Annotated in this window: 19 protein-coding genes, 1 tRNA gene and 1 pseudogene; 15 read left to right on the top strand and 6 right to left on the bottom strand. The window is 61.9% G+C overall.

From position 1 onward, the window contains the following. Window positions 1–43: 43 nt before the first annotated feature. Complete coding sequence (gene aceA / locus HU748_RS25100) at window positions 44–1,369, bottom strand: isocitrate lyase (protein WP_054892704.1); 1,326 nt, start codon at window positions 1,367–1,369, stop codon at window positions 44–46. Window positions 1,370–1,864: 495 nt separating this feature from the next. Beyond that, entirely contained in the window at window positions 1,865–2,629 is a 765-nt protein-coding gene (locus HU748_RS25095; protein WP_186722392.1) for a secretin N-terminal domain-containing protein, read from the bottom strand. Between the two features lie 151 nt (window positions 2,630–2,780). Between HU748_RS25095 and HU748_RS25090 the strand changes: the two genes are divergently transcribed. Continuing rightward, window positions 2,781–4,490: a S8/S53 family peptidase gene (locus HU748_RS25090; protein ID WP_186722390.1), complete on the top strand. Its 1,710-nt coding sequence runs from the start codon at window positions 2,781–2,783 to the stop codon at window positions 4,488–4,490. Between the two features lie 131 nt (window positions 4,491–4,621). Beyond that, on the top strand, window positions 4,622–6,064 hold the full coding sequence (locus HU748_RS25085; RefSeq protein WP_186669772.1) for a SulP family inorganic anion transporter: 1,443 nt from the start codon (window positions 4,622–4,624) through the stop codon (window positions 6,062–6,064). A gap of 67 nt (window positions 6,065–6,131) precedes the next feature. On the opposite strand, the gene fusA is transcribed toward HU748_RS25085, so the two are convergent. Then, window positions 6,132–8,243: an elongation factor G gene (fusA, locus tag HU748_RS25080; RefSeq protein ID WP_186722388.1), complete on the bottom strand. Its 2,112-nt coding sequence runs from the start codon at window positions 8,241–8,243 to the stop codon at window positions 6,132–6,134. Window positions 8,244–8,314: 71 nt separating this feature from the next. Then, a complete protein-coding gene (locus HU748_RS25075) occupies window positions 8,315–8,743 on the bottom strand; it encodes a hypothetical protein (RefSeq protein WP_186669768.1) in 429 nt (142 codons plus the stop codon). Window positions 8,744–8,907: 164 nt separating this feature from the next. Between HU748_RS25075 and HU748_RS25070 the strand changes: the two genes are divergently transcribed. Next, entirely contained in the window at window positions 8,908–9,210 is a 303-nt protein-coding gene (locus HU748_RS25070) for a hypothetical protein (protein ID WP_186669766.1), read from the top strand. A 3-nt stretch (window positions 9,211–9,213) separates the two neighbouring features. Here the strand turns inward: HU748_RS25070 and HU748_RS25065 are convergent, their stop codons facing one another. Next, window positions 9,214–10,464: an aspartate aminotransferase family protein gene (locus HU748_RS25065; protein ID WP_186669764.1), complete on the bottom strand. Its 1,251-nt coding sequence runs from the start codon at window positions 10,462–10,464 to the stop codon at window positions 9,214–9,216. A 110-nt stretch (window positions 10,465–10,574) separates the two neighbouring features. Next, entirely contained in the window at window positions 10,575–11,471 is an 897-nt protein-coding gene (gene gcvA / locus HU748_RS25060) for a transcriptional regulator GcvA (protein ID WP_054892712.1), read from the bottom strand. 290 nt (window positions 11,472–11,761) lie between these two features. On the opposite strand from gcvA, the gene HU748_RS25055 reads away from it, so the two are divergent. From HU748_RS25055 to HU748_RS25005, 12 genes and pseudogenes are all read left to right on the top strand, one after another. Then, a complete protein-coding gene (locus HU748_RS25055) occupies window positions 11,762–13,147 on the top strand; it encodes an amino acid permease (protein ID WP_186669762.1) in 1,386 nt (461 codons plus the stop codon). 105 nt (window positions 13,148–13,252) lie between these two features. After that, window positions 13,253–13,750: a PaaI family thioesterase gene (locus tag HU748_RS25050; RefSeq protein ID WP_186711134.1), complete on the top strand. Its 498-nt coding sequence runs from the start codon at window positions 13,253–13,255 to the stop codon at window positions 13,748–13,750. A gap of 300 nt (window positions 13,751–14,050) precedes the next feature. Then, window positions 14,051–14,440: a DUF4398 domain-containing protein gene (locus HU748_RS25045; RefSeq protein WP_186722386.1), complete on the top strand. Its 390-nt coding sequence runs from the start codon at window positions 14,051–14,053 to the stop codon at window positions 14,438–14,440. Between the two features lie 11 nt (window positions 14,441–14,451). Then, a complete protein-coding gene (locus tag HU748_RS25040; protein ID WP_186722385.1) occupies window positions 14,452–15,225 on the top strand; it encodes an OmpA family protein in 774 nt (257 codons plus the stop codon). 114 nt (window positions 15,226–15,339) lie between these two features. After that, window positions 15,340–16,035, top strand: a complete 696-nt coding sequence (locus tag HU748_RS25035) for a glutathione S-transferase N-terminal domain-containing protein (protein WP_186722383.1) — start codon at window positions 15,340–15,342, stop codon at window positions 16,033–16,035. A gap of 145 nt (window positions 16,036–16,180) precedes the next feature. After that, window positions 16,181–16,273: pseudogene (locus tag HU748_RS26660) on the top strand (DUF488 domain-containing protein); the annotation flags it as partial. A gap of 67 nt (window positions 16,274–16,340) precedes the next feature. After that, window positions 16,341–16,790, top strand: coding sequence for a GNAT family N-acetyltransferase (locus HU748_RS25030; RefSeq protein WP_186722401.1), 450 nt, complete (start codon window positions 16,341–16,343; stop codon window positions 16,788–16,790). Window positions 16,791–16,952: 162 nt separating this feature from the next. Beyond that, on the top strand, window positions 16,953–17,342 hold the full coding sequence (locus HU748_RS25025) for a helix-turn-helix domain-containing protein (RefSeq protein ID WP_186669752.1): 390 nt from the start codon (window positions 16,953–16,955) through the stop codon (window positions 17,340–17,342). A gap of 63 nt (window positions 17,343–17,405) precedes the next feature. After that, window positions 17,406–18,044, top strand: a complete 639-nt coding sequence (gene uvrY, locus HU748_RS25020) for a UvrY/SirA/GacA family response regulator transcription factor (protein WP_186711131.1) — start codon at window positions 17,406–17,408, stop codon at window positions 18,042–18,044. 6 nt (window positions 18,045–18,050) lie between these two features. Next, window positions 18,051–19,874, top strand: coding sequence for an excinuclease ABC subunit UvrC (uvrC, locus tag HU748_RS25015; protein WP_186669748.1), 1,824 nt, complete (start codon window positions 18,051–18,053; stop codon window positions 19,872–19,874). Between the two features lie 33 nt (window positions 19,875–19,907). Next, a complete protein-coding gene (pgsA, locus tag HU748_RS25010; RefSeq protein WP_054892720.1) occupies window positions 19,908–20,468 on the top strand; it encodes a CDP-diacylglycerol--glycerol-3-phosphate 3-phosphatidyltransferase in 561 nt (186 codons plus the stop codon). Between the two features lie 64 nt (window positions 20,469–20,532). Next, a tRNA-Gly gene (locus HU748_RS25005) sits at window positions 20,533–20,608 on the top strand. Window position 20,609 lies beyond the last annotated feature (1 nt).

Below are 20,609 nucleotides of genomic sequence, written 5' to 3'. Positions count from 1 at the left end.
CCGGGGCTTTCTCAAGCCCCGGGCCTCTGTCAGCAACCCACTATCAGTGGAACTGCTCTTCCTCGGTCGAACCGGTCAGTGCTGTCACCGACGAAGCGCCACCCTGGATCACGGTGGTCATGTCGTCGAAATAACCGGTGCCCACTTCCTGCTGGTGCGCCACGAAGGTGTAGCCCTTGCTGGCGTCGGCGAATTCCTGCTCCTGCAGTTTCACGTAGGCGGTCATGTCGTTGCGGGCGTAGTCGTGCGCCAGGTTGAACATGCCGTGCCACATGTTGTGGATGCCGGCCAGGGTGATGAACTGGTGCTTGTAGCCCATCGCCGACAGTTCGCGCTGGAACTTGGCGATGGTGGCATCGTCCAGGTTCTTCTTCCAGTTGAAGGATGGCGAGCAGTTGTACGACAGCAGTTGGTCCGGGTACTCCTTCTTGATCGCTTCGGCAAAGCGACGGGCTTCGTCCAGGTCCGGCTTGGCGGTTTCGCACCAGATCAAGTCGGCGTACGGGGCGTAGGCCAGGCCGCGGGCGATGGCCTGGTCGAGGCCGGCACGGACCTTGTAGAAGCCTTCACGGGTGCGCTCGCCGATCACGAACGGCTGGTCGTAAGGGTCGCAGTCGCTGGTCAGCAGGTCAGCAGCGTTGGCGTCGGTGCGGGCGAGGATGATGGTCGGTACGCCCGCAACGTCAGCGGCCAGGCGCGCGGCCACCAGCTTCTGTACGGCTTCCTGGGTTGGCACCAGTACCTTGCCACCCATGTGACCGCATTTTTTCACCGAGGCCAGCTGGTCTTCGAAGTGCACGCCGGCGGCGCCTGCCTCGATCATGTTCTTCATCAGCTCGTAGGCGTTCAGCACGCCGCCGAAACCGGCTTCGGCGTCAGCCACGATCGGTGCGAAGTAGTCGATGTAGCCATCGTCGCCTGGGTTCTTGCCGGCTTTCCACTGGATCTGGTCGGCGCGGCGGAAGGCGTTGTTGATGCGCTTGACCACGGTCGGTACGGAGTCGACCGGGTACAGCGACTGGTCAGGGTACATGGACTCGGCCGAGTTGTTGTCGGCGGCTACCTGCCAGCCGGACAGGTAAATGGCCTGAATGCCGGCTTTTACCTGCTGCACGGCCTGGCCGCCGGTGAGGGCGCCCATGCAGTTGACGAAATCTTTTTCGGGCCGGAAGGACGGGTGGGCACCTTGGGTGACCAGCTTCCACAGTTTTTCTGCGCCTTGACGAGCAAAGGTGTGCTCTGGCTGCAGGGAGCCACGCAGGCGAACGACATCGGCGGCGGTGTAGGTACGGGTCACGCCTTTCCAGCGCGGGTTCTCGGCCCAGTCTTTCTCGAGGGCTGCAATTTGCTGTTCGCGTGTCAGTGCCATGGAAATAAACCTCGTCGCATCGATCTTGAGTGTAGTTGTGCGGATGCTCAGGGCGCGGAATCAGAGGCCTGGCGGCTGTCCTGTCCGGGGGAGTGCGGCGGCGAACGGGGAAGGCTCGAAGGGGAAGGGGGTGCAGTTCAGGCGAAGGTGTCCCCAGCAGGTCGGCTCGTGGATGCCTTGCTGCGGTGCGACGTCGATTGCCGGTTCTGCGGTGATGCGCTTCCGTCCCTCGGGACAACTTCTTCGTTGCAGTCGCAATCCCGTCGAACCGCCTTGTGGGCCGTATAGACACAGGACGCCTCCAGGGGTATCGGGAGGGCGTCCCGAAGGCCCTTGCCAGGGCCCCTGATTAGCGGGAGCGAGGCCATCATGCCCTTGGCGAAAAGAGCCTGTCAAATGTTTTGTAGTGCTTTTTTTGGCTTACTACATCTTTGGTCTAATGCGACTCTGCAGTCAGTTTCAAGGCCCTTGGTCGAGGCCTTGAACTGCCTGGGATCAGTCGAGAAGGTCGACTTTGACGCGTAGCGTCATGTTTTCACCGCGCTGGGTGCTGTAGGTGAGGGCCGAAGGGCTGTTTTCGGCCTGGCTCTGCTGGTTGTACCCCGCCAGGGTGATCCACTCGCCGAGCTTGCCCGAGATGGTCGTGTCGGTGCTCTGCACTTTCACTACATCCTGGCGTTCCTGGCTCATTCGATCATTATTGGTGCTGATTTGCAGACGAACCGTTTCACCGCTGACGCTCGGCGTGACGTAGAAACCCTGGGTTACATTGCGGTATTGGGTGTCGCTCTGGATGCGTCCGTAACCATCGGTCGAGGTGCTGGTGATGGGGATGCTCTGGCCGATCTGGATCAGTGCCGGCTGGCCTTCGCTGGCCTGGATCTGCTGCAGGCCGCCTTCGCGGTTGCTGGTGCCGTACTGGATGACCCGGGCGTTGCCGCGGTTGACCTGGTAGTTGCTGTCGTTGTTGTCAACGCTGATCAGCAGGCGTTTGGGCGCAGTGTCCAACTGCTGTAGCAAGGCGCGCAGGTCGTCGATGCGTTCCGGGCTGGCATTGACGATCAATTTGTTCTCGAAGGCGCTGACGGTTCCGTCCTTTCCAAGAAAGGACTGGGCGGTCGGCAGCAGCTCGGCGCTGCTGCGGTGCTGCAGCGGCACGACTTCGGTGGCCGCCTGTGCGGTGAGGCTGGCCGCCAGCAGCAGGGCGGTGACAAGGGGGCGTAGCGGCATGTAGGTGGTCTCCGCAGGTTGAATAGACATGATGGCAAATTTGCCAGCATTGTGCCGTGTCTGGATCACAGGGATTTGAAATTTGCAGTGCGGCTGCGGAGCTTTCGAGGGCTACCGTCAACAGCTGAACCATCGCCTGAGCGCTGGGGTCGCAGCAAAAAGACCATTGCAGACCTTCAGCATGAAGCACTACCTACCTTTGTTGTTGCTTGTTCTTGGACAGAGTGCCATCGCCGAACCGCGCATCCAGCAGTTGCAGCGCTGCGGCGATTTGCTGTCCGAGGCCTCGCAGCACTGGTGCCTGCGCGCGCAAGGTCTGGAGCACCAGGCTCCACAGGTGTGGCTGGGTGACCGGGCCTTGCCTGCCAATGCCGTGCAGCGCGAGGGCGACAGGCTCGAGTTCACGCTCGACCAGCCCGGTCCGAGCGCTGCTTTGTGGCTGCAGGTCAGCGGGCAGAAAAGCAATCCGGTCTGGCTCACTCGCCAGCGCAGCCATGTGGTCGCCGCAGGCTCGCACGAGGTGGCCAGGAACATGGACGGCCTGACCACCTACCTCGACCTGGTCAGCCTGTTGATCGAGGAAAAGCACAACGGGCGCGAGGAGGCGCAACGTATCGCCAACAAATATGGTGCGCAGGTGGTGGGGGCGATCCCGCCGTTGAACGTCTACCAACTGCGCCTTCCGGTACGTGATCTTGTACAGCGCGATGCGATGATCCTGCGCATGGGCAGCGAGATAAGCGTGGACGCGGTGATCGTCGAAGAGTCGGCGCCGGAGCGAGGTGAGGAAGGCGAGGGCGGCAAGGCTACGGTCATCGACCAGGCCGATGAGTGGGCGGCCAATCGTTTCACGGATGCCCTGTACTACTACCAGCGCCGAGTCCCGGCCTCGAACGTGCCTGTACAGCCGATACGTGTGGGCGTGATCGAGCGCGAGCTGGATTTCGACGCTGCGCCCTTTCAGGTTTATCGCGGCGCCTGCTGGCCAAGACAGACCTGCCTTTACGGCCGCGACGGCGCACGTGCGCAGAGCCACGGCAGCCACGTCGCCGGTATCCTGGCCGGGCGCGGGGAGGGGGCGGGAGGTGGCTTTCTCAGCGGCCTGGGCAAGGCCAGCCCCGGGTTCGAGGTGATCGTCGAGCGCAACTCGGATGCAGGTATCACCGCCAACATCGCCGCGTCGGTCAACCTGGTCGAGGACGGCGTACGGGTGCTCAACTGGAGTTGGGGTATCCACCGCGTGGGCGCCAAAAACGTGGAGGGCGACGAGGTCGATTCGCTGGTGCGCTCGGGGTTGGCCATGAGTGGCTACGAGGAGTTGCTCGAGGAATTCTTCCTATGGCTGCGCAGCGAGCACCCGGATGTGGTGGTGGTCAATTCGGCGGGCAATGGCTCGTCATGGTCTGGCACTGATGAATACCGTTTGCCATCGTCGTTCGTGACCGAGCAGTTGCTGGTGGTGGGCGGGCATCAACGCGGCGAGCGCGACACCGCGGTCGAGGATCCGCAGCATGTGGTCAAGCGCCGCAGCTCCAATGTCGACATGCGTGTGGATGTCAGTGCAGCGGCCTGTCTGCAACCTGCCGATGCTGGCAAGCCGCACTGCGGTACGTCCTACGCGACGCCGTTGGTGGCTTCGACGGTGGCAGCGATGTTGTCGATCAATCCGCAGCTTACGCCCGAGCAGGTGCGTATGTTGCTGCGCCGCAGCTCCCTGACCATGGGCTCTGAACAGGACTTCGAGGCGATGGATGCCGAGGACCTGACTGCGCCGATCCTGCCGTCGGAGCGCAATGGTCGTCTCAATGATCCCGACCTGGGCCGCTCGGCACGACTGGACATGCACCGCGCGCTGGATCTTGCGGTGCAGAGCCGGGAGCGGGTGCGCTGAGCAGAGCGGCGGTGGCCGCTGTCAGACAAATTCCGTAACATCGCGCCCTTCGTTTTTGCTTCTGCGTGGGTGATGGGTTGCTCCCATTGCGCGCGCGCCGTCGCCATGACTGGACACTTCACAGGATCTACATGAAACCCGCCCGACTTCGCGCCGACGTCCTCGCTGGCCTGACCACCTCCTTCGCCCTGGTGCCCGAGTGCATCGCCTTTGCCCTGGTGGCGCACCTCAATCCGCTGATGGGGCTCTACGGTGCCTTCATCATTTGCACGCTGACCGCGTTGTTCGGCGGTCGCCCAGGAATGATCTCCGGCGCAGCCGGGTCGATGGCGGTGGTGATCGTCGCACTGGTCGTGCAGCACGGTGCCCAGTATCTGCTGGCCACGGTGCTGCTTGGCGGGATCGTGATGATTCTGTTCGGCGTGCTGCGCCTTGGCAAGCTGGTGCGGCTGGTGCCGTACCCGGTGATGCTTGGCTTCGTCAATGGCCTGGCCATCGTCATCGCCATGGCCCAGCTCGAGCATTTCAAGGACGGCGAGCACTGGCTCGGCGGGAAGCCGCTGCTGCTGATGGTCGGTCTGGTAGCCCTGACGATGCTGGTGGTCTACGTACTGCCGAAGCTGACCCGCGCGGTGCCGCCTGCGCTGGTGGCTATTCTCGGTGTGGGCCTGCTGGTCTACCTGCTCGAGCTGCCGACCCGCACCCTCGGCGACATGGCGCACATCGCCGGTGGCCTGCCGCAACTGGCCTGGCCGGAGGTGCCCTGGAACCTCGAGACGCTCAAGATCATCGCCCCCTATGCGCTGTTGATGGCCATGGTCGGTCTGCTGGAAACCCTGCTGACCCTCAATCTCACCGATGAGATCACCGAGAGCCGCGGTTTCCCTGATCGTGAATGTGTGGCCCTGGGCGCGGCCAACATGGTGTCGGGGCTGTGCGGTGGCATGGGCGGCTGCGCGATGATCGGCCAGACCGTGATCAACCTGAGTTCCAATGGCCGCGGTCGGCTGTCGGGCGTAGTGGCGGGGGTGATGATCCTGCTGTTCGTGTTGTTCCTTTCGCCGCTGATCGAGCGTATTCCCCTGGCCGCACTGGTCGGGGTGATGTTCGTCGTGGCGCAGCAGACCTTTGCCTGGGCGTCGCTGCGAGTGCTGCACAAGGTGCCGAAAAGCGATGTGTTGGCGATCATTGCAGTAACGGTGGTCACGGTACTGACGGACCTGGCCACTGCGGTGCTGTTCGGGATTGTCATCGCGGCCATCAACTTCGCCTGGCAGCATGCTCGTGAGCTGTATGCCGATAGCCACGAGGACGGCCAGGGCGGCAAGATTTACCAAGTGCACGGCACCTTGTTCTTCGCCTCGACCACACCGTTTCTCGAGCAGTTCGATCCGGCGCAGGATCCGCAGAGCGTGACGCTGGACTGCAAGCACCTGAGTTTCGTCGACTACTCGGCGATCGCCGCGTTGAAGACCCTGCGCGAGCGGTATTCCCGTGCGGGCAAGCACCTGCGCGTGGTGCATCTGTCGGAGCGGTGCAAGAAGCTGTTGCGGCGGGCAGGCGAGCAGCATTGAGGTTCTGAGTCGGCGAGACCGACGCCATCGCGGGGCAAGTCCGGGCCCCGCGATGAGGTCGCCTGGGCTATTCCCCCCGGTTCTTCTTCACGATGCCATCGGCGATACTCGCCGGCGCCTCCGCATAGCGCGTGAACTCCATCGAGAAGCTGGCCCGGCCTTGGGTCATCGAGCGCATCGAGGTGGCGTAGCCGAACATCTCGCCCAATGGCACCTCGGCGCGAATCACCTTGCCAGCGGGCGTCTCGTCACCATCCTGGATCATCCCGCGGCGACGGCTGAGGTCGCCCAGAATGTCGCCCTGGTACTCCTCCGGCGTTACCACTTCGACCTTCATCACCGGCTCCAGCAAAACTGCGCCGCCTTTTTGAGACAGCTGCTTGGTCGCCATGGACGCGGCAATCTTGTAGGCCATTTCGTTGGAGTCGACGTCGTGGTAGGAACCGTCGAACACTGCGGCCTTGAGGTTGATCAGGGGATACCCGGCGAGCACGCCGTTCTTCATCTGCTCCTCGATGCCTTTCTGGATCGCCGGGATGTATTCGCGCGGCACCACGCCGCCGACGATCTCATTGATGAACTCCAAGCCTTCCTGGCCTTCGTCGCACGGGGCGAAGCGTATCCAGCAGTGGCCATACTGGCCGCGTCCGCCAGACTGTCGGACGAAGCGGCCTTCGATCTCGCAGGTGTTGCGGATTTTTTCGCGGTAGGCGACCTGTGGTTTGCCGATATTGGCCTCGACGTTGAACTCCCGGCGCATGCGGTCGACGATGATGTCCAGGTGCAGCTCGCCCATGCCGGAGATGATGGTCTGCCCGGTCTCTTCGTCGGTGCGCACGCGGAACGAGGGGTCTTCCTGCGCGAGCTTGCCCAGGGCGATCCCCATCTTCTCCTGGTCGGCCTTGGTTTTCGGCTCGACTGCGACGGAGATCACCGGGTCCGGGAAGTCCATGCGCTCGAGGATGATCGGCTTGTCGATGTCGCACAGGGTGTCGCCGGTGGTCACGTCCTTCATGCCGATCAGCGCGGCGATGTCGCCTGCGCACACGTCTTTGATTTCGGCACGCTGGTTGGCGTGCATCTGCACCATGCGGCCGATGCGTTCCTTCTTGCCCTTGACCGAATTGAGCACCGCATTGCCGGAGCTGAGTACGCCGGAGTAGACGCGGGCGAAGGTCAGGGTGCCGACGAAGGGGTCGGTGGCGATCTTGAAGGCGAGTGCGGAGAACGGTTCCTTGTCGTCGGCATGGCGCTCAAGGTGCTTTTCCTCGTCGTCCGGGTCGGTGCCCTTGATTGCAGGGATTTCGCTGGGGGCGGGGAGGTAGTCGATCACCGCATCGAGCATCAGTGGCACGCCCTTGTTCTTGAACGAGGAGCCAAGGATGGTCGGTACGATCTCGTTGGCGATGGTGCGTTGGCGCAGGGCGGCCTTGATCTCGTCGATGCTCAGTTCTTCGCCTTCAAGAAACTTAAGGGTCAGTTCGTCATTGGCTTCGGCCGCGGCCTCGACCATGTGCGCGCGCCATTCGTCGGCCAGGGCCTGCAGTTCGGCGGGAATCGGTTCTTCGCGGTAGCTGGTGCCCTGGTCGGCGTCGTTCCAGTAGATGGCCTTCATCTTCACCAGGTCGATCTGGCCGATGAAGTTTTCTTCGCTGCCGATGGCCAACTGGATGGGCACCGGGTGGTGGCCCAGGCGCTGGTCGATCTGCTTCACCACACGCAGAAAGTCCGCACCCTGGCGGTCCATCTTGTTGATATAGGCCAGGCGTGGCACGTGGTACTTGTTGGCCTGGCGCCATACCGTCTCGGACTGCGGCTCGACCCCGTCGGCGCCGCTGAAGACCACCACTGCGCCATCGAGCACGCGCAGCGAACGCTCCACCTCGATGGTGAAGTCGACGTGGCCGGGCGTATCGATGATGTTGAAGCGGTACTTGTCGGCGAATTGCTTGGTCGAGCCTTGCCAGAACGCCGTGGTCGCCGCCGAGGTGATGGTGATGCCGCGTTCCTGCTCCTGGGCCATCCAGTCCATGGTCGCGGCGCCGTCGTGGACCTCGCCCATCTTGTGGTTGACCCCGGTGTAGAACAGGATGCGTTCCGTTGTGGTGGTCTTGCCGGCATCGACGTGGGCGACGATGCCGATATTGCGGTACAGCTCGATGGGGGTTGTGCGGGCCATGGCAGGTCACCTGCAGGTGAGGATTCTCCCACGGTAGCAGACCGGGAGAATCCTGCTGCGCCGCCGGGCTGTCAGTCGGCCTGGGCTTGCAGCACCCAAGTACCTTCGACCTCGCGCGCCAGGCCGCTGGCCGGGAGCAGGGCCACAAGCCGCTCATGCAGGTTCGTTTCGGTGAAGGTGCGCAGGGTGTTCAGATCGAGCTGGCCGAGCAGGGGCAGGTCGTTCTTGGTGTATGACAGCCAGGCTTTCTTCAAGGCTTGCAATACATCGCTGCCTGCGGTGTTGGCGAAGCGCCGGTGCATCGGGCGGCCATCGAACTCGAAGGTGTGGCGGTGGCTGTAGCTGCTTTCGTCGCCGTTCAGCTCGACGCAGCGATGACAGCGGCACGCGCCGTCACCAAAGGCGTTGCGCAGGTAGGTGTTGAAGTCCACGACGGGCTTGAGGGTCAGGCGTTTGTCGACCTCGAACAGGTCGGCGATCAGGGGTTCTTCGGCGCTCACGTGGTGTCCTCGTCTGGTATGGCGTGCATCGCCCGGCACCCTAACAGATCGAGGGGGGCAGATCACCTGTTGCAGGCCATCCCGTGAAGAGGCCAGTAGAGACAACAGGGATCACCTGCCGTACTCTACGCGCCCACACGACTATCCACCCGAGGTAACCCCGCTTGAGCACCAAGTACCCCTACATCGCCACTGTGACTGTCAGCGCCGAAGACCGTGGCGGGGACGCCGAGGCCTCGGAGAACCCAGGTATGCGCATCGGTCTCGAGGCGGTGAGCGAAACGCTGAAGAAGGTGCATTTCGTCGGTACGCTCGCGGCGCCTGAAAAGTCGGCCACGCACATCTGCGTCACGCTTGAGAACGGCCTGACCTATTACGGCCCGATCGTCAATGGCCACGCCGAGCTCGAAGGCGGTTGGATCGCCTTCGAGTCCGACATGCTCACCCCAGAAGAACTGGGGCTCTGAGTCTCAGTCCAGTGCGGTCAGGCACTGTTCGAGGATATCCAGCCCTTCCTCGAGCACCTCGGTTTCGATGGTCAGCGGTGCCAGCAGACGAATGATGTGGCGGGCCTTGCCACTGGGCATCAGTAGCAACCCCTTGGCTCGCGCAGTCTCCATTACCTTGGCCAGCTGCGCTGGCGCTGGGCTGCCATCGGTGTTGACGAACTCGATCCCGCGCATCGCGCCGACGCCGGTCAGGCGCCCAAGGTAGGGGCACAGGCCGCTACTTTTCCAGTGTTCGAAGCGCCTCACGATGGCCTGCTCCTGACGCTCGCCCCAGGTGGCGAGGTTCTCGTCGGTCATCTGCGCCAGGCTGGCCAGGGCCGCGGCACAGGCGATGGGATTACCTGAATAGGTGCCGCCAAGCCCGCCCTTGGGCAGGGCATCCAGCAGTTCACGTCGGCCGACCACTGCACCCAGCGGCATGCCGCCGGCGATGCTCTTGGCCAGCAACAGAAGATCTGGCTCGATGCCCAGGCGTGGGAAGGCGAAGCGCTGGCCGGTGCGTCCGAAACCGGACTGGATCTCGTCGATGATGATGAGAATGCCATGCTGGTCGCAGAAGCGGCGCAGGGCCTGGGCGAAGGTGGGGTCCAGCGCGAGGAAGCCGCCTTCGCCTTGCACCGGTTCCAGGATGAAGGCTGCCACATCCTCGACCGCGATCTCGACGGCGAACAGCCGCTCCATGGCCTTGAGCGCCTGGTCGCAGGTCACGCCGGTGTCGGCGCTGGGGTAGGGTAGGTGGTAGACCGGCCCCGGCAGCTCACCCACGCGTTGCTTGTAGGGGGCGACCTTGCCGTTGAGGTTGAGGGTGGCCAGGGTGCGGCCATGGAATCCACCGTCGAAGGCGATGACGGCCCGCTTGCCGGTGGCGCCACGGGCCACCTTCAATGCGTTCTCCGCAGCTTCGGCGCCGCTGTTGGTGAGCATGCCTGCAAGCGGGTAGCTCACCGGCACGAACGCGCTCAACTGCTCCATGACCGCAACATAGGGTGCATGGGGGGCGGCGTTGAAGGCGTAATGGGTCAGGCGGGCGGCCTGGTGCTGAATGGCCTCGACCACTGCCGGGTTGCAGTGGCCCAGGTTGAGCACGCCGATACCGCCGACGAAGTCGATATAGCGCTTGTCGTCGGTATCCCATACTTCGGCGTTGCGGCCATGGGAAAGTGTGATCGGGTGAACGATGGCGATGGACTGGCTGATACTTTCCTGATTCATGGACGCGCGGAACCTTGTTCGAATTTCTTATTATCCAAGCGCGATGAATGTGTGTTCGGCAAACGAATTATTCGATTGGGATCATTCCTTGGATTCTCAAAGTTCGACTTTTAACCCTCTTCAGCTGCCCGTTCCAGGATCCACTCCACGAAGGCCTTCACCTTGGGCACCTCGGCCGCATGCTCGGCATGGGCCATGAAGTGTCGGCCATTGCTCGCCACCGGATGATTCCACGGCACCACCAGCTTGCCTTCGCTTAGTTCCTCGGCCACCAGGTAACGCGGAATCAGGGCAATCCCGCAGCCTGCGATGGCTGCGCGGATGCACAGGTAGAAGGTGTCGAAGCGTGGGCCGTGGTAGCTGTTCTGGCTGTGCAGCCCCAGCCCAAGGAACCACTCGTGCCAGGCTTCGGGCCTCGATGCGCATTGCAGCAGACGGTGCTCGGTCAGCGACTGGGCACTGTCGAAAGCATGTGCCTGCAACAGTTGTGGTGCGCACACCGGCACCACCTCCTCGCTGAACAGCTCAAGGCAAGTGGCGCCGGGCCAGGTGCCCTGGCCAAAGAAGAACGCGATATCGACCTTGGCCTGCACGAGGTCGAATGGCTCCAGTTCGTTACGGACGTCCAGGTGGATGCGCGGATGGCGTTCGCCGAAACCCTTGAGGTGGGGCACCAGCCAGCGCGCGCCGAAGGTGGGTTGGGTGGCGATGCGCAGGACTTCGGTCTCGTCGCCGTAGCTGAGGATGTAGCGGCTGGAGATGTCGATCTGGGTGAGGATCTTGTTCACTTCGGTGAGGTACAGCGCGCCTGCCGGGGTCAGGTGCAGGCGTCGGCGAATACGCTGGAACAGCGGGTGGGACAACATGTCCTCGAGCTGTGCGACCTGTTTGCTCACTGCGCTCTGGGTGAGGTGCAACTCCTGCGCCGCACGGGTAAAGCTAAGGTGGCGGGCGGCTGCCTCGAAGCATTGCAGGGCGGTGGTGGAGGGCATCAGGCGTTTGGACATGACAGGCGTTACCAGGCAGGAAAAATAAGAAATGCATTCCAAAACGGAATCATGTGTTTCTAAAAGGTCGTTTGTTGAGCCACGCCTATAGATTAATACTGACCTGGATCAACGATTACAACCCGATGGAGAGGCAAGAGAAAAAGCACCCCTTATTCCCAACTTCCTGTCCTGTGCGCAGTGACAGCGAAAACTGCACAACAACAAGAAACAACTGCACAGACCTACAACAAAATCTGCTCAGACTCATCGCCGCCTTTTGCGGCGGCCGACCCATCAGAGGGTTCCCCATGGCATCGTCTCAACAAAAGAAACAGCGTTCGCTGCAGCACGGCCTGACTTCGCGCCAGGTGTCCATGATTTCCATCGCTGGCATCATTGGTGCCGGCTTGTTCATCGGCTCCTCCAACGCCATCGCCACGGCAGGTCCGGCGATCCTCATTTCCTATGCCATGACCGGCCTGCTGGTGCTGCTGGTGATGCGCATGCTTGGCGAAATGGCTATCGCCAACCCCAACAGCGGTTCGTTTTCCACCTACGCCACCGAGGCCATCGGACCTTGGGCCGGTTTCACCATCGGCTGGCTGTACTGGTGGTTCTGGGTATTGATCATCCCGGTCGAGGCGATCGCTGGCGCCGACATCCTCCATGCCTATTTTCCCGATGTGCCGTCCTGGCTATTCGCCTTCCTGATCATGGTGCTGCTGTCGGGGACCAACCTGGTCAGCGTGAAGAACTTCGGCGCCTTCGAGTACTGGTTCGCGTTGATCAAGGTGGTCGCGATTCTCGCCTTCATCATCATCTGCAGCCTGGCACTGTTCGGTGTCTGGCCGTTGGCCAAGGTCTCAGGTGTCAGTCAGTTGTGGGCCAACGGAGGTTTCATGCCCAATGGCTTCGGCACGGTGCTGGGGGGCGTGCTGATCACGATCTTCTCGTTCTTCGGTGCCGAGATCGTCACCATTGCCGCCGATGAAACCGCCAACCCCAAGGAAAAGATCCGTCGCGCCACAAACCTGGTGGTGTACCGCATCGCCATCTTCTACCTGGCTTCGATCTTTCTGGTGGTATCGCTGGTGGCTTGGAACGATCCGGGGCTCAAGGCAGTGGGCTCGTTCCAGCGCGTGCTTGAGGTGCTCAATGTGCCGGGCGCCAAGCTGGTGGTCGATCTGGTGGTGTTGGTGGCGGTGACCAGTTGCATGAACTCCGGGCTCTACACGGCCTCGCGGATGCTCTATTCGTTGGGCGCTCGCGGCGAGGCGCCGAGCATGACCCGGCGGATTTCCGGGGCTGGTGTGCCGACCGTAGCAGTGATCCTTTCGACGTTGGCGGGTTTCGCCGGCTGCTTCGTCAACTATGTGTTCCCGGGCAAGGTGTTCGGTTTCCTGTTGTCGACCACGGGGGCCATCGCCCTGCTGGTGTACCTGGTGATTGCCGTTTCGCAACTGCGCATGCGTGCGCGGGCTGAGCGTGAGGGGACGGAGCTTGCATTGAAGATGTGGTTGTTCCCATGGCTCACCTGGCTGGTGATCGGGACTATCGTGCTGGTGCTGGGGTACATGCTGTTCAGCGATGCCTATCGCTACGAAACCTTGATGACGGCCGGGGTTACGGCGGTGATCCTGCTGATCTCCGTGACACGGCGGCGAGAGAGGTCTGGTCGGGTGCAAGTCGTTTGACGCTTGCGCTCATCCTGTGTTGGCGCTGCAGGTGAGTGCACAAGGACGGGGGGAGCGCTACCATCCTCCCACCATCCTTCCCATTCCAACAAGCACAGGAAGCGTATGAACGAGAAAGCACTCTCCCTCCAGCAACTGGCGGCGCCCGAAGGCTCCTGCTATGGCTGCGGTTGTTCCCACCCCAGTGGCCTGCATATCCAGAGCCGCTGGGACAGCGACGGCGTGCACCTGCTCTGCCGGCACTCGCCTGACAGTAGCTTCATCGGCTGGCCCGGATTGGTCTACGGTGGCCTGCTGGCGATGCTGGTGGACTGCCATTCCAACTGGACCGCAATGGCCTACCACTACCGGGCAGAAGGGCGCGAGCCGGGCAGCTTGCCGCGTATCGACTGTGTCACCGGCACCCTCAACCTGACTTACCTCAAGCCCACGCCCATGGGCGTTGAGCTTCTGCTCAAGGCCAGGGTCGAAGGCGAGGTCGGGCGCAAGAGCCGGGTCATCTGCGAAGTCTGGGCCGGGGATGTGCTGACCGTCAGCGCCGATTCTGTGTTCGTGCGTGTGGACACCGAAAAGCTCAAGCGGCAAGCGCACGAGCGTAGCTGAACGGTTGGGGCGGGTAGCCATCGGCTACCCGATGCAGCATGCGGTTTGTCGAAAATTCCTAGTGGTTGGTTCGGATAATTCCCATGTGGTGTTCAAGGTCTGCGGAATAGTCTTGCAATGCTTTTCCAAGAGACTGGCATTGATGTTCTACGTTTCTCACCGATTGCTCCCCTCTCGTAGCGGCTGAAACCGCCCGCATCATGAACATCGACCGTGCCCTCTGAATCCTTTCGACCATCACCGCACGAACACGGAGGGAGCCCAGTGTTCGTGTGTCGTCAACTCACGAGGAGTTGTTCAATGCCTGCGCGATTCACTATCAAGTCCCTGCCTGCCGCCGGCCTGATTCTGGCCCTGAGTGGCTGCGCCAGTTCGTTCATGCCTGGCGAGCAGATCGAGCTGACCCGAAGCGCGGTCAACCGAGCGGTCTCTGCTGACGCCACGCAGTACGCACCGGTGGAGATGCGTGCTGCCCAGGACAAACTCAACGCCATGGAGCGCGCGCTGGGTGAGAAAAATGCCGCTCAGGTGAAGACACTTGCCGAGCAGGCCGAGGCCGATGCCCGTCTGGCCGAGCGCAAGGCTGCTGCACGCAAGACCAAAGCCCAGCTGGACACTGCCCGCCAAGGCATCGAGGTGCTCAAGCAGGAATTGCTCGAAGCCCCGCAAGCCACCGCTACCCCCCGCTGAGGAGAACCATCATGTCGAAATTCCATCTGCTGCCGGGTGTCTCGGTCCTCGCTCTGATGCTGGCCGGTTGTGGTACCACTCCGGAAAACCCTGGGTTGCTTGAAGCGCGTGAGGCGTATTCGGTGCTGCAGGCAAAGCCTGAGGCGAGCCGCGTTGCTGCACTGGAAACCCGTGAGGCCTATAGCGCCCTGGGACGAGCCGAGCAGGCTTCGCTCAAGGACCGCAAGAGCGCCGAGGTGACTCAGCTCGCCTATCTTGCCAACCGCAGGATCGAAACTGCCGAGCAGACCATCTTGTTGCGTCAGGCTGAAACCGGCCTGCAGGGCATCGAAGCCCAGCGCACCCAGGCGCGTCTGGATGTACGGACCGCCCAGCTCAAGGCGTTGCAGAACCTCAATGCCAAACCCAGTGACCGTGGCACGGTCATCACCTTCGGCGATGTGCTGTTCGATACAGGACGTGCCGAACTGCGTGGCGGCAGCCATCGTAACATCCAGCAACTCGCGCATTACCTGGAACAGAACCCAGAGCGCAAGGTACTGATCGAAGGTTTCACCGACTCGACTGGCAGCGATGCGCTCAACCAGCGATTGTCCGAGCAGCGTGCGGCGGCGGTGGCCAATGCCCTGCGTCGTCAGGGCGTGGCCGGTGATCGCATGGTCACTGCCGGCTACGGCAAGGAGTATCCGGTAGCAAGCAATGCCGATGCACAGTCGCGCCAGCTCAACCGGCGCGTCGAAGTGGTCATCTCCAACGGTGCCCAGCCCGTACTGCCACGCTATTGATCGTACGACAGGGGGCGCACCCGTGCGGGTGCGTCACCCTCGATACCGAAAAGGCCATGGTCAAACATTGACGTTGGTTCTAGAGTGATGGTCCCCTCGCATTCGGAATCGACCATGACCGATCTGTCCGCATTTCCCATCACGCAGAAGTGGCCGGCGCAGCACCCCGAGCGCTTGCAACTCTATTCTCTGGCCACACCCAATGGCGTCAAGGTCTCGATCATGCTCGAAGAGATCGGCCTGCCCTACGAGGTGCACAAGGTCAGCTTCGAGACCAACGATCAGTTGACCCCCGAGTTCATCTCGCTCAGCGCCAACAACAAGATTCCTGCGATTCTCGATCCTGCCGGTCCGGATGGACGGGCGTTGCCGCTTTTCGAGTCGGGGGCGATTCTCCAGTACCTGGCAGAAAAGACCGGCAAGTTGCTCAGTCAGGACCCCGCCCAGCGCTATCAGACCTTGCAGTGGTTGATGTTCCAGATGGGCGGCGTCGGGCCCATGTTTGGCCAGGTGGGGTTCTTCCATTTCTTCGCTGGCAAGGATTACGAGGACAAGCGTCCGCGTGATCGTTACGTCAACGAATCCAAGCGCTTGCTCAGTGTGCTCGATCGTCACCTGAAGGGCCGTGAGTGGATGGTCGATGAGTACAGTATCGCCGATATCGCCATCTTCCCCTGGGTGCGCAATCTGGTGGACCGCTACAACGCCCGTGATCTGTTGGGCTTTGACCAGTTCAAGGATGTGCAGCGAGTGTTGGCAAAATTCCTGGAACGTCCTGCGGTGCAGCGTGGGCTGAAAATTCCGGGATGACCTGATCGAGGCCGCCTGCGCGGCCTCTTTTTTGTCTCCGGCAAGGGGCTGCGGGTCAGCGGCGTGGTGTCGGTCGAGTGGCTGTCGCGTGACCTTGGTCAATGTAGATCGTAGGTTGAAGGTGAAAATAGCGCCGGAGAATTCGATGATATGTTGCAAACGCGTGTATCAATCGGCTTCGCCTGAGTACGGCCAACGCGTGCTGGCCGATCGCTTGTGGCCACGCAAACTGTGCAAGGCGGGACCGGGCAGTTCGCCGACGTGTCATGCCCATGAATTTGCCGGATAGCGATGCAATGACCCCAATGTCACGTGAACTCGTTCCGGCCACTGCTGACTGTCGGACCTTCGCCCGCGATCTGACGCGCCGTGCCATGCTCCCGTATTACCGCGAGTTCGACCTGTTGTGGATCGAAGAGGCTTTTGACGAAGCCTGGGGCTGGCGCGAGCAGTGGCTGGTGAAGGAGGGCGAGCAGGTGCTGGGCTTCTGCAGCCTCAGCCAGGACCGTCAGGCCTTGTTCATTCGCGAACTGCACCTGCTGCCCGAGCACCGCGGGCACGGCATCGGGGGGTGGGTACTGGAGCAGTTGGCCGAATGGGCAGCGCGACGTCGTTTGCCGCTGCTGCGCCTGATGGTGTTTCGCAGTAACCCGGCCAGGCGACTCTATGCACGTTCGGGCTTTGTCGAAATGGGGGAGGACGACTGCTTCGTTCGCATGCAGCGCAATGTCATGGTCGCGAGTGCGAGGTCTTGATTCCGCATCATACGGGTTTTGTAGGTACAGGTTTAGACAAGTGGCGTAATGGTAGCTTGTATTGGTTGGATCCAATGTGCATAGTGCCAACTGGATTCGTGGCTATTCGCCCGGGTGCCGGACGCGCCCAAGTGTATTTGATCGAGGGAGGAAGGGAGTCGAATGAAAGGATTCGGTCTGCGTTTGAGGGAAGAGCGCGAACGTTTGGGATTGACCCAGCGAGTGTTCGGCGACATAGGCGGGGTCGAGCCCAACGCCCAGGGCAAATACGAAAGCGGCGAACGCACGCCACGCATTGATTATCTGGCTGCGCTCGCAGCCAAGGGCGTCGATGCCCTTTACGTACTCAGCGGATTGCGCACGCCAGCGCCATTGGAAAGCCTCAGTGGCGACGAGAGCCGACTGCTGGGGATCTTGCGACGACTGACTTCAGCCGATCGGGCGGCGATCTGGCACCTGGTCGGGCGTCTGGCTGCAGACCACGAAAGCCACGAAAATACTCGCCTGCGAAGGGGGGACCGGCAGCCATATGTCAATGACGCTTTGCGCTAGGTTCGCGATGAAATTTTTTGTTAAGGTGGCCGGATCCAATCGCCCCCATGACGAGGTGTCTGCTTGATTAGGGTAGTTGTGGTCGATGATCACGATCTGGTGCGTACCGGCATCACGCGCATGCTGGCCGATATCGATGGTCTGCAAGTGGTCGGCGAGGCGGATTCGGGCGAGGCCGCTCTGAAGCTTGCACGTGAGCTGAAACCGGACGTGGTCCTCATGGACGTCAAGATGCCCGGAATCGGTGGTCTGGAAGCCACGCGCAAATTGCTTCGCAGCCACCCGGACACCAAAGTGGTGGCCGTCACCGTGTGCGAGGAAGACCCGTTCCCCACGCGCTTGCTGCAGGCAGGCGCGGCGGGATACCTGACCAAGGGCGCGGGGCTCGACGAAATGGTCCAGGCCATCCGCCTGGCCTTTGCGGGGCAGCGCTATATCAGCCCGCAGATCGCCCAGCAGCTGGCACTCAAATCGTTCCAGCCTCAGGGGTCACCGTTCGATACGCTGTCGGAGCGGGAAATCCAGATTGCCCTGATGATTGTTGGCTGCCAGAAAGTGCAGATCATCTCTGACAAGTTGTGTCTGTCCCCCAAGACCGTCAATACTTACCGTTATCGGATCTTCGAAAAACTCTCGGTCACCAGCGACGTCGAACTGACATTGCTGGCCGTTCGCCACGGTATGGTTGACGCAAGCCTGTAATCCCCCATGTCCCAACTCTTTGATGCCAGCGCGTTCCTGGCGACCTGTAGCGGTCGCCCGGGCGTGTACCGGATGTTCGATGCCGAGTCCCGGCTGCTCTACGTGGGCAAGGCCAAGAACCTCAAGAAGCGTCTGGCCAGCTATTTCCGCAAGACTGGCCTGGCGCCGAAGACGGCTGCCCTGGTGGGGCGCATCGCTCAGGTCGAAACCACCATCACCGCCAACGAGACCGAGGCGCTGCTGCTCGAGCAGACGCTGATCAAGGAGTGGCGTCCGCCCTACAACATTTTGTTGCGCGACGACAAATCCTACCCATACGTCTTCCTTTCCGACGGCGATTTCCCACGCTTGGGCATCCATCGTGGTCCGAAAAAAGCCAAGGGGCGCTACTTCGGCCCTTATCCAAGCGCCGGGGCTATACGTGAAAGCCTGAGCCTGCTGCAGAAAGCGTTCTCGGTACGTCAGTGCGAGGACAGTTACTACGCCAACCGCACCCGTCCGTGCCTGCAATATCAGATCAAGCGCTGCAAGGGGCCGTGCGTCGGCCTGGTCGCACCCGAGGAGTATGCCGAAGACGTACGCCATTCTGTGATGTTCCTCGAGGGGCGTAGCCAGCAACTGGGCAACGAGCTCAACGCCGAGATGGAACAGGCTGCCATGGCGCTGAATTTCGAGAAGGCCGCCGAGCTGCGCGACCAGATCGCCTTGTTGCGTCGGGTTCAGGACCAGCAGTACATGGAAGGGGGATCTGGCGACGTCGATGTGGTCGCTGCCTTCGTCAACCCGGGCGGGGCCTGTGTGCACCTGATCAGCGTACGCGGCGGGCGGGTGCTGGGGAGCAAGAACTTCTTCCCGCAGGTGGGTATCGAGGAGGAGGTGGCCGAAGTCATGGCGGCCTTCCTCTCCCAGTACTATCTGGGCAACGCCGAGCGAGAGCTGCCGGGGGAGCTGATCGTCAATGTGGTCCACGAGGACTTCCAGGCCATCACTGAAGCGGTACAGACCTTGCGCGGTCGCGACCTCGCCATCAGCCATAGAGTCCGAGGGACTCGGGCGCGCTGGCAGCAACTGGCAGTGACCAACGCCGAGCAGGCGCTCAGTGCGCGTCTGGCCAACCGCCAGCACATGGCCGCGCGTTTCGAAGCCTTGGCTCAGGTGCTCAACCTGCCGGAAGTACCGCAGCGCCTGGAGTGCTACGACATCAGCCACTCCAGCGGCGAGGCTACCGTGGCCTCATGCGTGGTGTTCGGCCCGGAAGGCCCGCTCAAGTCCGACTATCGTCGCTTCAACATCGAAGGCGTGACTGCCGGTGACGATTATGCAGCCATGCACCAGGCCCTGACCCGTCGTTTCGGGCGAATCAAGGACGGCGAGGGCAAGTTGCCCGATGTGCTGTTGGTCGACGGCGGCAAGGGGCAGTTGAACATGGCGCGTGAAGTCATGCAGGAGCTGGCGCTGAGTGACCTCACCTTGCTCGGGGTGGCCAAGGGAGTGACCCGCAAGGCCGGGTTCGAGACGTTGTATCTCAACGATGTCGCCCACGAATTCACCCTCAAGGGCGACTCACTGGCACTGCACCTGATTCAGCAGATTCGCGATGAAGCGCACCGTTTTGCCATCACCGGTCACCGCGCACGTCGCGGCAAGGCCCGCCGCACGTCAAGTCTGGAAGACGTCGCAGGGGTCGGACCGAAGCGCCGCCGCGACCTGCTGAAACATTTCGGCGGCTTGCAGGAGCTCAACCGCGCCAGTGTCGACGAGATTGCCAAGGCGCCTGGCATCAGTAAAAAGCTTGCCGAGTCGATTTATGCGAGCCTGCATAGCGAGTAGAATGCCGGGTTCAACTCGCAGCCAGTCGTACCGATGAATATTCCAAACCTGCTCACCGTTCTACGCGTCCTGCTCATCCCGATCTTCATTCTGCTGTTCTACGTGCCTTATCACTGGAGTTACGTAGCCGCCAGCAGCGTGTTCGCCATCGCCGCCGCGACTGACTGGCTCGATGGCTATCTGGCCCGTCGTCTTCAACAAAGCACGCCGTTCGGGGCGTTCCTGGATCCTGTCGCCGACAAACTGATGGTTGCCGTGGCGTTAGTGTTGCTGGTGCAGGTGCACGCCAACTTCTGGCTGACGCTGCCCGCCGCAGTGATCATCGGCCGTGAGATCGTGGTATCGGCATTGCGCGAGTGGATGGCCGAACTGGGGGCGAGGGCGCATGTGGCGGTGTCGAACCTGGGCAAGTGGAAGACCGCAGCGCAGATGCTGGCGCTGGTCATTCTGCTGGGCAATCCGCCGGTGCTGACCTTCTGGGTCGCACTCGGTTACGGGCTGTTGCTGGTGGCCGCAGGCCTGACTTTGGTGTCGATGGTGCATTACCTGCTGGCGGCCTGGCCGCACCTGCGCGAAGGCTCCGAGCAGAAGTAAAACTTTTTTTGAATCAAGGGGTTGACCTTCCCTGGCAGTTCGCTAGAATGGCACCCATCACGACGCGGGAATAGCTCAGTTGGTAGAGCACGACCTTGCCAAGGTCGGGGTCGCGAGTTCGAGTCTCGTTTCCCGCTCCAG

It is taken from the genome of Pseudomonas sp. RW3S2 (assembly GCF_014268955.1).
Taxonomy (GTDB): Bacteria; Pseudomonadota; Gammaproteobacteria; order Pseudomonadales; family Pseudomonadaceae; genus Aquipseudomonas; species Aquipseudomonas wayambapalatensis.
This window is presented reverse-complemented; position numbering and strand designations above follow the sequence as displayed.

Coding starts and splice junctions, on each gene's coding strand:
- aceA (WP_054892704.1), bottom strand. CDS start 1,369: ATGGCACTGACACGCGAACAGCAAATTGCAGCCCTCGAGAAAGACTGG.
- HU748_RS25095 (WP_186722392.1), bottom strand. CDS start 2,629: ATGTCTATTCAACCTGCGGAGACCACCTACATGCCGCTACGCCCCCTT.
- HU748_RS25090 (WP_186722390.1), top strand. CDS start 2,781: ATGAAGCACTACCTACCTTTGTTGTTGCTTGTTCTTGGACAGAGTGCC.
- HU748_RS25085 (WP_186669772.1), top strand. CDS start 4,622: ATGAAACCCGCCCGACTTCGCGCCGACGTCCTCGCTGGCCTGACCACC.
- fusA (WP_186722388.1), bottom strand. CDS start 8,243: ATGGCCCGCACAACCCCCATCGAGCTGTACCGCAATATCGGCATCGTC.
- HU748_RS25065 (WP_186669764.1), bottom strand. CDS start 10,464: ATGAATCAGGAAAGTATCAGCCAGTCCATCGCCATCGTTCACCCGATC.
- gcvA (WP_054892712.1), bottom strand. CDS start 11,471: ATGTCCAAACGCCTGATGCCCTCCACCACCGCCCTGCAATGCTTCGAG.
- HU748_RS25055 (WP_186669762.1), top strand. CDS start 11,762: ATGGCATCGTCTCAACAAAAGAAACAGCGTTCGCTGCAGCACGGCCTG.
- HU748_RS25050 (WP_186711134.1), top strand. CDS start 13,253: ATGAACGAGAAAGCACTCTCCCTCCAGCAACTGGCGGCGCCCGAAGGC.
- HU748_RS25045 (WP_186722386.1), top strand. CDS start 14,051: ATGCCTGCGCGATTCACTATCAAGTCCCTGCCTGCCGCCGGCCTGATT.
- HU748_RS25040 (WP_186722385.1), top strand. CDS start 14,452: ATGTCGAAATTCCATCTGCTGCCGGGTGTCTCGGTCCTCGCTCTGATG.
- HU748_RS25035 (WP_186722383.1), top strand. CDS start 15,340: ATGACCGATCTGTCCGCATTTCCCATCACGCAGAAGTGGCCGGCGCAG.
- HU748_RS25030 (WP_186722401.1), top strand. CDS start 16,341: ATGTCACGTGAACTCGTTCCGGCCACTGCTGACTGTCGGACCTTCGCC.
- HU748_RS25025 (WP_186669752.1), top strand. CDS start 16,953: ATGAAAGGATTCGGTCTGCGTTTGAGGGAAGAGCGCGAACGTTTGGGA.
- uvrC (WP_186669748.1), top strand. CDS start 18,051: ATGTCCCAACTCTTTGATGCCAGCGCGTTCCTGGCGACCTGTAGCGGT.
- pgsA (WP_054892720.1), top strand. CDS start 19,908: ATGAATATTCCAAACCTGCTCACCGTTCTACGCGTCCTGCTCATCCCG.